The organism is Mesorhizobium sp. L48C026A00, from assembly GCF_000502375.1.
Classification (GTDB): Bacteria; Pseudomonadota; Alphaproteobacteria; order Rhizobiales; family Rhizobiaceae; genus Mesorhizobium; species Mesorhizobium muleiense.
Window position 1 is genome coordinate 113,168 of sequence record NZ_AYWU01000004.1, and the last position, 12,743, is coordinate 125,910.

Consider the following 12,743-nt stretch of genomic DNA (forward strand, 5'->3'; position numbering starts at 1 on the left):
TGAGCCTCTGGCGTCTGATCCGGCCGCTTCCTCGACGCTGATGCCTTTCGGGATTTCGACGACGGCTTCCGCCTCGATCGGCAGCGCTCTGCCACCGGACCCACACGGATCGCTCGATGCCCATTTGCGCTGCCGCTTGCTGGTCGACGGCTATCGGTTCATTCTTGTGAACCTTGGCCGTGAAGTGCGTAGCGAGATCACGCCGTCACGGCCCCTAGTGAGGTCTTGTTCGATGGACTGCTCGGGCTGCGGTTTCGAGGTTGAGGGCGGTTACGCTTTCTGTCCGAGGTGTGGCAGGCGCCAGCCCGTGCCATGTGCCAGTTGCGGCTACCGCTGCGCACCTGATTTCGAGTTCTGTCCGAAATGTGGGGCAAGCGTCGGTGCGCCCGCAAAAGCCGTCGAACGGCCTGCTCCGACGCCAAGCCGGACCATTGTGCAGCCTTCTCGAACTCCGTCGCTGCTTCCGAACATCGAAAGCGAAGATGGGCAGTATCCCGTCTCTGACGCCGATCGCCGGACGGTAACGGTCCTGTTCGCCGACCTTTGCGGCTTCACAACACTCAGCGAGCAGCTCGACCCCGAGGTCATGCAAGCGCTGCAGAACGAACTGTTCAAGGAATTGACGGCGGCCGTGCGAAACTTTGGCGGTTTCGTCGACAAATTCATCGGCGATGCACTGCTCGCTTTGTTCGGTGCGCCGGTCGCGCATGAGGACGATCCGGAACGTGCGCTTCGCGCCGCTCTCGACATGATCGCCCGGACGGCGCGGCTCGGCGAAAGCACCCCCCACTCCGGCTCGCCTCTGTCGCTCCATATCGGCATAAACACTGGTCCGGTCGTCACTGGCGGATTGGGCGTCGGCATCGCCAAATCCTATTCGGTGACCGGCGATACAGTGAATACGGCGCAACGCCTGCAATCGCTGGCCGCACCGGGTGAGGTGCTGGTAGGCGAGCTCACTCACAGGCTGACCCGGCACGCCTTCTCTTACGAGTCGCTGGGTGATGTCGTGCTTCGCGGCAAGGCTGGCAGTGTGCTCGTCCATCGACTGGATGCACCGCTTGCGGCGCCGCGTGCAGCGCGTGGGCTCGAGGCGCTCGGCCTCAGTGCGCCGATAATAGGTCGTGGTGCGGAGCTCAATAGAATGCTGGCGAGCCTTGACCAGGCGTGCGGCGGCTCGGCCCAACTTGTCCGCCTCGTCGGAGAAGCCGGTATCGGGAAATCGCGGCTGGTGAACGAGTTCGTCGCCCGCGTCGGCGACGAGGATCGTTTTCGCAACGTCGCCGTGCGACAGGCCACGTGCTCACCGCTGGGCGAACAATCATTTGGCGCCTTGGGCGCAGTGGTGCGCAGCGCTGCCGGGATGATGCAAAACGACAATGGGGACGAAATGCGGGGGAAGCTCGCAGGCTTGCTTGCCGATCTCGGCCTGCAGGGCGAGGAGGCGAAGCGGCTGATGCCTTTGCTCTACCATGTGCTTGGCCTTGGCGACCCCGATACCACCTTGCAGCATGTCGAGCCCGAGCAGCTGCGGCGGCAAATTCTCTACGCAGTCCGCACAATCATCGAACGGCGGCTTGCGTTGTCGCCGCTGTTGATTGTCGTCGAAGACCTGCACTGGGCCGACGCCGTGTCGCTCGAGGCACTACGTTTCGTGATGGACAGGTTAGTGCGCACGCGGTTGATGGTGCTGGTCACGCATCGTCCGGCGCCGGACAATGACCAGCTCGACTCAAGTCGGGTCAGTCACACAGCGCTGAGGCTTTCGCCCCTCAACAGCGATGACGGACGCAGCCTGCTGGCGGCGCTTTTCGGCGAGAGCTGGGTAAACTCCGCGGGAGGGCTTCTCCACCAGATCCTCGAGCGCGCGGGCGGCAACCCCTTTTTTGTAGAGGAGATCGTTCGCGGCCTTATCGATCGCGGTGTACTGATGCGCGAGGGCCAGCGATGGCGGACTGTGGCAGGCGAAGTGGCAACCGGCATTCCCGCCACTATCCAGGCAATGTTGCTTGCTCGCGTCGACCGGCTGCCCCAAGAGGCGCGCCGGTTGGCCCAGGAAGCCGCGGTAATCGGCCCGCGCTTCAATGCCACACTTCTGAAAACCGTCACAGCCGACCCTGGCCGGCTAGAAGCCGGCTGCGAACTGCTTTGCGATGCGGAAATCATCGAGGAAATTGCCGGATCAGGCTCGGTCTCGTCGCAAGGCTACCGCTTTACGCAAACACTGCTGCAGGACGTGATCTACCAGAATCTGCTCCTGCAACGCCGGACCGACATCCACGGGCGGGTCGGCGCTGCCTTGGAGCAACTGTGCGGCGACAAGCCGGAACGGCTCGAGGATTTGACCGTGCTCGGTTATCATTTCGCACAGAGCGCCGAGCGGGAGAAGGGCGCGCATTACCTGCAGGCGGCGGGCGATCGCGCTCGCATGATATACGCCAACGACGACGCCCTTCGTTTCTACGATCGAGCACTGACTGCGTTGGGCGCGATCGGGCAAACACCGCTCAAACTGGCAATTGCAGAGCGCATTGCCGATTTGAGCGGCCCGGTAGGCCGCCGCGAGATCGCGCACCACCACTACGAGACGGTGTTGCAGGCATACCGCGAGTCAGCCAATCGTGTCGCTTCGGCGCGAGTTTTGCGTAAGATCGGTCGGCTGCTCTGGGACGTCGGCAAGCGGGACAACGCAGAATCCCGCTATGCTGAAGCGGCAGCGCTCCTCGATGGAGCGGATGCTCCGATCGAGCAAGCGCAACTCTGGCAAGAACGTGGCCGACAGGCGTTCCGTAGCGGAGATCACGCTCTCGCGGTAAAATGGGCAGACGCGGCGCTGGATTGCGTACGCACTCTGACAACGGAGCATGTCTCCGAGGTAGGATGTGATGCCACTCTTGTGACCGCCGAGGCACTTAATACCAAGGCTGTTGCGCTGGCTCGCCTTGGGCGAAGCCGTGAAGCCGTGCGACAGGTTGAGCGTAGCATTGAATTGGCCGAAGCCGCCGGTCTACTGGGCGCGGCCTGTCGCGGCTACACCAATCTCGGCGTGCTTTACACGATTATCGATCCGGCACAGGCGATGGAGGTCTGTCGGCGCGGTCTTGAAGTGGCGCGCCATATTGGTGATTTGGGTTTCCAGGCGCGCCTTCTCGCCAATCTGGCTGTCGCTTGTTGTACTTTCACGGATCGCTGTCCAACGGAGGGCGTGCCTGCTGCCGAGAAGGCCATCGAGATCGACCGGGCGCTCGACCAGCGCGAGCACCTGGCGGTGCCGTTGATCGTGCTTGGGCAGATCCACCAGTGCCACGGCCGTCCGGAACTGGCGGTCGGCTTGTTCCACGAAGCACTGGACGTAGCCCGCGAAACGGGCGAACCCCAACTGCTGTTTCCGTGCTATGATGGTCTCGCAACGCTTAATCTCGACCTCGACAATCTGGCCGAGGCCGAACGCTACTTTTCCCTGGCGCAGGGCATATGCGCCCAGCACGGGCTCGACCCGGAAGCGCTTGTGGTGCTGCCTTTTCTCGACTAGCCGGGTTGGAGGTTGGAAATGTCCGCGCGTAGTGACTTGGTACCGCTTCAACCGGGCGACCGTGCGCCGAACTTGGTACTCGACGCCATTACCCAGGAAGGCAAGATCGCGCTTGACGACTATCGCGGACAAAAACCGGTGCTGGTCGGCCTGTTTCGAGGTCTGCATTGTGCGTTTTGCCGGCGCTATATCGCCGCCCAGGCGCGGCTTGATCCGGAGCTGCGCGAAAAGGGCGTGGAGAGCCTGACGGTGGTCAACACCCCGATCGAACGGGCGCGCCTCTATTTCCGCTACCACCCGATGCCGAATCTGCTTGCGGCCTCCGACCCTGAGCGCGCTTCACATCGTGCTTTTGGACTGCCCAATCTCGAATTCACCCAAAACGAGACGAACTGGCCGTACAAGGTCTCGATGGCAGCGGTAAAGGATATGCGGGTCGACGTACCAGGCGAGTTGCCCGGTCCTATGGATCCTATTGCGGCCACCGAAATCCTCAACAAGATGGACCATTACGAAGTGACCGAAGCCGACGAGCAGATGGTGGCAACGGGACACGGACAACTGGTCGGTCAGTTCCTGCTGGACCGGCAGGGGATCGTCCGCTGGAGCTTCACGGAGGTTCCAGAGGGTGGGCGATACATGTTTGGGGCGCCAAGCCCGCAGGAGCTGATGTCAGCCGTGTCTCAAGTCGCCCAATAGACTTGCGAACGAGGTAAGGTAAACGGGCGGGACACTGAAATGACACTGACGAGACGAGTTCACCGTTCTTCGAGCACGGCCTCGACCTTGGCTACAAAGTCATCGAGTGAGCGATCCCCGCGAATCTCGATGCGCGGAAGGTCGATGGGATCGCAATCGAGGTCCGCCGGCCCGTGTCTGCCGCCGAAGCCGATCCGATAGCCGCACTCCTTGGCCAGCCGGCCAAGCCGTCGGTCGGTGACAGAAAAGGGTGCCGCGAACGCCGTGGTTGGCCGACCGGTCCACCGTTCGATGAACATGCGAGAGCGCAGGAGCTCGGCGGCCAGGTCGGAGCTCGACAGACCATCGATGGCGCGATGCGTCGCCAGATGGCTTCCGAAGAACGCACCTTCGGCGGCGAGGCGTTGCACCGTCCCGGCGTCCATAAGCTGTGTCGGCGGACCGCTGTCGGCGTCCCACAGTGCACTTTCACCCACTAGGTCCGTCACCAGGAACACTTCCGCGGTCAGGTCGTTCGCTCGCAAGATCGGCCAGGCATGGTCGGCAAAGTTCTGGAAGCCGTCGTCGAAGGTGATGAGCACTGGGCGGCCAGCGAAAGGTTGACGGCTGGCGATGAACCGTTCCAGCTGCTCGGACCTAATCGCGTGAAAGCCATTGGCGCGCAGCCATGCCATCTGGCTGTGGAATGCGGCGGGCGTGAGCCGAAAACGGGCGAGCGCGGCCGGACCTTCATCGGCGACGCTGTGATACATGAGGACAGGGATACGCTGCCGCCGCTCGCTACGCGCAACGTCGCGGCGCAGGGCCCGCGCCCCGCCCCAGACGATATTTCGCGCGACGCCGATTTCGAGGCGCGCGCGGATTGGCGCATGATCGATCATCGGTTCCGTCGCCACCTCGTCCGGTGACAGGCGGCGGAAGCGGTCTATGCGATAGAGCTCGGTCTGGATCGATTGATCGAGGACGAGGCCTTCGGTCCCTGCCAGCGTCTCTGAGATCGCTTGTGCACCGAATGTGTTCCAGTCGAAGCCGGTCCTTTCAACATTGTCGCGTAATACGAATGCGTGTGCGTTGATGAAACTGCCGCCAGGCGCCAATGCCTCGACGATTTTTTTGGCGATGCGCCGCAACTCGGCGAGATCATCCAGATAGTAGAGCACTTCCGAACACACGATCAGGTCCATCTCACCAGGCAGCGTGTCCGCGCAGAAATCCAGTACGCCGAACTCAACATTCGGCTGATCGCTGCATCGCGCGCGCGCTCGCCCGATAGCGACGGCGGAGATGTCGGTTGCGGTCAAATGGGCCACTCGCGGCGCCAGCTGCCGCGTGAAGTGCCCCTCCGCGCAGGCCAGCTCGAGCGCCCGTCCGATCGGACCGGCAGGCAGAATTTCGAGCTGCCGCTCATACTTTTCCTGCTCATAGGACGAACCGTAGTTCCAGGGATCCTCGGTCGCGAAACGGCGATTCCAGAACGACCTGCGATCATCGTCGTGCCCATCCGCAGCCGATGCACGGCGCGGTGGTGCAAGCGGCTCTGTAGCTTCGGCGCTCGACCGAACCAGCCTCCGCGCTTCCGCGGCCAACCGCGCGAATTTGCCGAAGTGGCTGTGCCGATCGGACCGGCGTCCGGCGATGGACAACAATGCCTCGGCTGCAGATATGTCTGACATGTCGGCACGGGCGCCCTGTTGCGGGGCACGTACAGGCGGTCGCCTCGCAAGCCGCGCGGCACTGTGTATAAGCCGCTCAGGGGGCACGAAATCCCGGGCCAATTCAATCCAATGGCGCCTTGTCACTTTCCCGAGTACGCCGAACTGCACGACAGCCTCGATCTGGCCATCCATCATCAGATAGGCATAAATTTGGTCGATTCCTTCCGGAAGTTCGATCGAGGTCGGATTTCGAATATCGACGCGAATTCCAAGCGTCCGCGCCAGCCGGCGCGGCGCGGCAAGATCGTCGAAGTCGAGAAGCATTTCCTCAAGGTGATACTGGACGCGGCGACCCGCGACGGGATCGTCCCAGACCTTGCCGAGTTCGGTGATCAACTCGGTGAGGGAGCCGCCGAACCTGTCCCATCTGGCAGCCAATTGCGCTGGCACCGATAGGCTTCCTACCATAAGGCCATCGAAGGCCACCTTGGCGATCTCACGCGCCCACTTACGTCCTGCCGGGAGCGCGCGCAGGGTCTGCGGGCTGATCGAGCAGCGGCCGCTGCCGCAATCCGACGCGGCGTTCCACAACGCGAACCACGCGAGTGCTTCGGAAGCGGTGCGGCCGTTCGTTTCGATCGCACCATTGGCATGAGCCGATGCTGGCTTTTTGACCCTGGGATCAGGAGAAAAGCCGCGGGCGATCACGATTTCCGCATCGGCCAGCATCTGTGTCGAATTGCGGGTGAGCGAGTTGGGACTGGTCCGATAGAAAGCGAGCGACTCGTCGACCATCACCCAACGTTTGCCTAGACGTGCCAGGCGCTGCCACAGATCCCAGTCCTCGCAGGTGCGCAGCGAAACATCGAAGCCGCCCAACTCGACAATTGTCTTCCGGTCGACGAGCAGCGCGTGAGTGCGGATGGGGCAACGGCGCGCGAATGTTTCGAAGGGCTGGATCGCAACCTCCGTCGGGATGCTCGACGGGGTGAGTTCGCCATCGGGCATCACGCGCCGGGAACCGCAATAGGCGGTGACCGCATCGGGCGCGGCTTCAAGCGCGGCCAGCATTTTCGCAAGGAAGCCGGCGTCCACCCAATCGTCCGCATCCAGGAACATGAGCCAACGTCCGCGCGATGTCGAAATCCCGCTATTGCGCGCGCCCGCGGCGCTATACGCAGAAGCGCTCAACGTCCGAAACCGGGCATCGTGCTCCACATAGCCGGCGATGATCGCGGCGGTGGCGTCCGTGGAGACGTCGTCGACGACGATCGCCTCCCAATCCACTATTTCCTGATCGACAAGGCAATCGAGTGCGCGCGGCAGCGTTACCTCCGCGTTGTGCGCAGGAACCACGATTGAAACCAAGGGATTATGCGCCACGCCGTCTTACCCGCGCCTGGTTCGAAGGTAGAACAAGAGTCCCGAAACATAGCCGGCGATTTCCTGCCAAAGGAAACGGTCCTCAGCGACACTGCGTCCAAACAGTCTCCTGCGAACACTTCCGAGCCGCCGCGACGCCGCCATTTGGCTGCAGAGCGAGCTTGCTCCTGTCGTGCTACCGATGTTGGAAGCCGGGCGCAGCATTCGCATCCGTGCCGCCGAGCTTGGGCGCCAGCTGTCGCAGAGGGACGTCAAGGCCAAGCATGCCGCATACTCATGTCGTCGATCCCCGGAGTCGGCGCCATGACCACGAGCTGCGGTCCCTGGCATCGTGCAATAGCTATGGCAACCTGACGTCTTTTGCAATCGGGACGCAATAGATGCAAGCCCACTGAAGCGTTGGGGGGAATGACTGCAGTGATTGGGACTATTGCTCCCCTGCTATCGACCGCAACGCCTCGATTCCGAGGTGCATTCTCGAACAGCCACTCTCCGTGCGAAACAAGACCTTCCTTCTACCGTTGGGCCCGCATCGGAAGCTGATCGTCGCAGTATACAGCCGGGTGCGAGACAGTATGTGCACCGCCAGACCCGCTATTTTAGATACTTCTAATGAATATGCGCTACTTAATTGAGTTCCAAGTAGCTATAGACTGACATTGTATTACTCATTTCTATAGTAGATTTCGTCAAATGGTCGATTAGCTTAGCCGGTTATGCCTGCTATCACGAAGAGATGTGCGAGCGACGTAACTCGGAACCCGTTCATTTGCCGCTAGTCAAGAGATGTAAAAGGGACCCACGAATTGGCTTAAGCCAAGAAGATTCCGGCTTGCGATCCGGCTATTTTGCTGACATGTTTGGGCGTTTTTGGGTTTTGCACTGTGGCAGGTGTTCAAATGAAGGGGCATAAGGATGGCTAAGGAATCTTCGAGTACCGCTTCTTCGGCAAGTAAAGCGGACGAAAATCTGATAAGCAATGCAGATGGAAACGGGCTGGCCTTCATGGGGGTCCAGGCCCGCGAGAGCGGGGTGTCCGGCGACGCTGTAGGTGTCGACAAGATACGTGATCTGCTGTTCGGCAACCAGATGCAGGACTACGACCGCCGTTTTTCCAAGCTTGAAGAACGGTTCTTGCAGCGCTTCAAGGATGTCGAATCCGAGGCCAAGCGCAATCTTGAAATGTACGAGTCGAATGCAAAGAAGCAGGTCGAATCGCTCGCGGCGCAATTGCGGAACGAAAAAGATGCACGAGCGGAGGCCGACAAGGAGATTGACCGGAATCTTCGCGAGCAAAATCAGGCGCTTGAAAAGCAGGTGCGCGCGTTGTCGGATCAATTGAGCGAGCTTGAGCGCGAAGTCGCGGACCGGATAAATCGAAGCGATCAATTGCTGCGTGAGGAAATCAAGCAAAAGAATGAAAGCATTCAGATGCTGATTGAGAAAATGTTTTCCGATCTCAGCAACGTCAAGACCGACCGAAATCTTTTGGCCGGCCTGTTTGTCGAGGTTGCAAAATGTCTAAATCAGGATCCCGTCGGCAGCAAGCACAACTCGGAACGCAGCTGGAAAGTGAGTTGATCGGAACTTGACGTCGACCGTCGACCCAATCAGCCTTCCTCAAAGAGCAGCTTCGAACGATCCAGAGATTGATCGCGAGGCTCTGGCTAATCTTTTGGTCGAAATTGCTCGGAACGTCGATCCGGACTACCGTGCGCGTCTCTACGGAGTTCCAACCGCCGATCCTCGCATGGAGACGCTGCGCCAGTTGCTGGTCGGCCGCGAAATTTCGGAGCTTTCACGAGTTGCGCACCTGCTCGACGAACCTGAGCAGCTTGCGGCTGCAGTGGGGGGTGTTCTCCCCAGTGCAGCCGCACGTGCGCCTCATGCGCAACTCGGCGAGGCCCTTGCGCCAGCTGTCGAGAGGGCCGTGCAGCGGTCCATCCAGAAGAGCCCGCGCACGCTTACGGATATATTATACCCGGTGTTTCTGCCGGCAATTCGCAAGTCGATCGGGGAAAAGATCGATCAGACCTTTCAGTCGCTGAATGAAACTCTAAGACATATATTTACCTGGCATGGGCTCAAGTGGAGATTTGAAGCTTGGAGAACGGGTGCAAGCTTCTCAGAAGTTGTTCTTAAGCATTCTCTTGTCTATCGTGTAGAGCATGTATTTCTCATCAACCGCAATTCCGGGATTTTGATAGCGCATGTAACAGCCGATAATGCAACGAGCGAAGATCCTCAACTCATTTCTTCGATGCTTAGTGCTATTCAAGATTTTGTGAAAGACTCATTTAACGAGAAAGAACAAAGCGGCCTGGACACTATCCGTTTCGGAGAGCTTCGTCTCTGGTCGGAAGTTGGACCGTTTGCGACCTTGGTCGCGGTGATCCGGGGAAATCCGCCAGAGGAATTACATGAAATCGTTCGCGATGTGTTGTTTCGCATCCATGATGAATACTCCCAGGCTTTAGAGCAGTTTGACGGCGACAGTTCGCAGTTGGCCGGCATAGAGACGCAGTTGCAATCCTGCGTTGAACTGAAGCAGGAGGACTCAAACCAGGGATTTCCGTGGCTGGTGGTGGCTGCAGTCCTGCTGGTTTTGATTCCGGCAGGCGGTTGGTTCTTTCTTTCCTGGCAATCCGGGCAACGCTGGCAGGCCTATGTGTCGCGGCTGAGTACCCAGCCGGGCATCATCGTTGCCGAACAAAAGGTGCGCGATGGCCAATTCTATATTGCCGGCCTGAGAGACCCGCTTGCCGCCGACCCGCAGNTGGCAGGCCTATGTGTCGCGCCTGGGAACCCAGCCGGGCATCATCGTTGCCGAACAAAAGGTGCGCGATGGCCAATTCTATATTGCCGGCCTGAGAGACCCGCTTGCCGCCGACCCGCAGTCGCTGTTGTCCGGAACCCAGGTCGATCCCGCCCGCGTTCATTCGCAGTGGCAATTCTATCAGAGCCTTGAGCCGGAGTTCGTGCTGAAGCGGCTGACGGCGTCGCTGACCCCGCCGAAATCGGTTCGGCTTTCGATCGTCGAGGATCGCATCGTTGCCGAGGGTGACGCTCCCGACACCTGGATAGATCGGGCACGCGCAGCGGCCCGACAGCTTGAGGCAGGCGGACCGGTATTCGATATNGCTCCCGACACCTGGATAGATCGGGCACGCGCAGCGGCCCGACAGCTTGAGGCAGGCGGACCGGTATTCGACATCTCCAAGGTTCGTGATGTGAGCCCCGAAGCACGCGCGGCGGAGCACTGGCAGGCCTATGTGTCGCGACTGGGAACCCAGCCGGGCATCATCGTTGCCGAACAAAAGGTGCGCGATGGCCAATTCTATATTGCCGGCCTGAGAGACCCGCTTGCCGCCGACCCGCAGGCTTTGCTGTCCGGAACGCAGGTCGATCCCGCCCGCGTTCATTCACAGTGGCAATTCTATCAGAGCCTTGAGCCGGAGTTCGTGTTGAAGCGGCTAACGGCGTCGCTAGCTCCGCCGGATTCAGTACGACTTTCGATCGTCAATGATCGCATCGTTGCCGAGGGTGAGGCTCCCGACACCTGGATAGATCGGGCACGCGCAGCGGCCCGACAGCTTGAGGCAGGCGGACCGGTATTCGATATCTCCAGGGTCCGTGATGTGAGCCCCGAAGCACGCGCGGCGGAGCNGCTCCCGACACCTGGATAGATCGGGCACGCGCAGCGGCCCGACAGCTTGAGGCAGGCGGACCGGTATTCGATATCTCCAGGGTCCGTGATGTGAGCCCCGAAGCACGCGAGGCGGAGCGCTGGCAGGCCTATGTGTCGCGCCTGGGAACCCAGCCGGGCATCATCGTTGCCGAACAAAAGATGCGCGATGGCCAATTCTATATTGCTGGCCTGAGAGACCCGCTTGCCGCCGACCCGCAGGCTTTGCTGTCCGGAGCGCAGGTCGATCCCGCCCGCGTTCGTTCGCAGTGGCAATTCTATCAGAGCCTTGATCCGGAGTTCGTGCTGAAGCGGCTAACCGCGTCGCTGACCCCGCCGAAATCGGTTCGGCTTTCGATCGTCGAGGATCGCATCGTTGCCGAGGGTGAGGCTCCCGACACCTGGATAGATCGGGCACGCGTAGCGGCCCGACAGCTTGAGGCAGGCGGACCGGTATTCGACTTCTCCAAGGTTCGCGATGTGAGCCCCGAAGCACGCGCGGCGGAGCACTGGCAGACTTATGTGTCGCGTCTTGAGGCCCAACCGGGAATCATCGTCGCCCAACAAAGGGCGAGTGGCGGACATTTCTACATTTCCGGCCTGAGAGATCCGCAGGCCGCCGACCCGCAGGCTCTGCTGTCCGGAACGGACGTTGATCCGGCTCGCGTTCATTCGCAGTGGCAATTCTATCAGAGCCTTGATCCGAAGTTCGTGGTGAAGCGGCTGATGGCGTCGCTGGTCCCGCCGGATTCAGTACGATTTTCGATCATCAAGGATCGCATCGTTGTCGTGGGCGAGGCTCCTGCCGCCTGGATAGATCGGGCGCGGGTCGCCGCCCAACAACTGGCCGCGGACGGACTCTCTCTAGAAATTTCCGAGCTGCGCGAGGTGACCCCTCAGGAACTCACGCATTTGAGGGAGGCTATTCAAGCGGTCGACATTTTCTTCGATTCTGGCAAGGCTGTACCGGGACCAGAGCAACTGCCAGTTCTCGACCAATTGGCGAATCAATTGAAAGAATTGGCCAAGGACGCCCGCAAGGCAGGCGTAACAGCACAGTTCATGTTGACCGGCCATTCGGACACCGTGGGCCGTGAGACGGCCAACGCGTCGATCAGCGCCGCCCGCGCCGAGACAGTTCGTGCGCTTCTCAAGAAGCGCGGCGTCGCTCCGGAATCGCTTTTGGTTCGCGGCGCGGGCACTTTTGAGCCGGCGGAGACTGAGAATAGCCGAACCGGGAGCTCCGCCAATCGCAGAGTTTCGGTTACGGTAAACTTCCACTAGGGCCCAGGTTATTGCAAAAAAAGATCTGCATGTTGGGCGGGTTCGCTGTCGGAAAGACGAGTCTGGTTCGCAGGTTTGTGCAAAGCATCTTTTCAGAAACCTACTTGACCACGGTGGGAGTGAAAATCGACAAGAAGAGTGTTGTACTGCCGGATAAAACCGTGGATCTGATTTTGTGGGATCTGGCCGGCGAAGACGATATCGGGTCGTTCCGCGTCAGCTATGTGCGGGGCGCGAGCGGGCTCGTGCTTGTCGTCGATGGAACCCGCGCCGCTACCCTAGCAGTGGCGCTCACGCTGCGCGAGCGGGCCGAGGCCGAATTCGGCGCCATGCCGTTCGTATTGCTGTTCAACAAATCCGATCTGGCCGATCGGTGGGCAATATCGGATAGTGAGATCAACGAACTGAGGCAACTTGGATGGCAAATCTATCTGACAAGTGCGCTTTCGGGTGAATATGTTGATGATGCGTTCCGCCAGCTTGCTTCGATGGTCACCGAATAGAC

6 protein-coding genes and 1 pseudogene are annotated in these 12,743 nt (G+C 60.4%); 6 read left to right on the forward strand and 1 reads right to left on the reverse strand.

Features of this window, described 5'->3' with window-relative positions; genetic code table 11:
- Positions 1-232: 232 nt before the first annotated feature.
- Complete coding sequence (locus X738_RS51650; RefSeq protein ID WP_023797978.1) at positions 233-3,532, forward strand: adenylate/guanylate cyclase domain-containing protein; 3,300 nt, start codon at positions 233-235, stop codon at positions 3,530-3,532.
- Positions 3,533-3,550: 18 nt separating this feature from the next.
- Positions 3,551-4,231 carry a redoxin domain-containing protein gene (locus X738_RS51655; RefSeq protein ID WP_023797979.1) on the forward strand — a complete coding sequence of 227 codons (681 nt, stop codon included), beginning with the start codon at positions 3,551-3,553 and terminating at the stop codon, positions 4,229-4,231.
- A gap of 59 nt (positions 4,232-4,290) precedes the next feature.
- Here the strand turns inward: X738_RS51655 and X738_RS51660 are convergent, their stop codons facing one another.
- Complete coding sequence (locus X738_RS51660; protein ID WP_031254518.1) at positions 4,291-7,269, reverse strand: trifunctional glycosyltransferase/class I SAM-dependent methyltransferase/polysaccharide deacetylase; 2,979 nt, start codon at positions 7,267-7,269, stop codon at positions 4,291-4,293.
- Between the two features lie 915 nt (positions 7,270-8,184).
- On the opposite strand from X738_RS51660, the gene X738_RS51665 reads away from it, so the two are divergent.
- From X738_RS51665 to X738_RS51680, 4 genes and pseudogenes are all read left to right on the forward strand, one after another.
- Complete coding sequence (locus tag X738_RS51665; RefSeq protein ID WP_031254520.1) at positions 8,185-8,850, forward strand: hypothetical protein; 666 nt, start codon at positions 8,185-8,187, stop codon at positions 8,848-8,850.
- A 7-nt stretch (positions 8,851-8,857) separates the two neighbouring features.
- Positions 8,858-10,934, forward strand: a pseudogene (locus X738_RS89680) (OmpA family protein); the annotation flags it as partial.
- A 92-nt stretch (positions 10,935-11,026) separates the two neighbouring features.
- Positions 11,027-12,238, forward strand: coding sequence for an OmpA family protein (locus tag X738_RS51675; RefSeq protein ID WP_023797983.1), 1,212 nt, complete (start codon positions 11,027-11,029; stop codon positions 12,236-12,238).
- A 29-nt stretch (positions 12,239-12,267) separates the two neighbouring features.
- Positions 12,268-12,741 (forward strand): Rab family GTPase, encoded by a 474-nt coding sequence (locus X738_RS51680; RefSeq protein ID WP_031254524.1) that lies wholly within the window; start codon positions 12,268-12,270, stop codon positions 12,739-12,741.
- Positions 12,742-12,743: the final 2 nt, after the last annotated feature.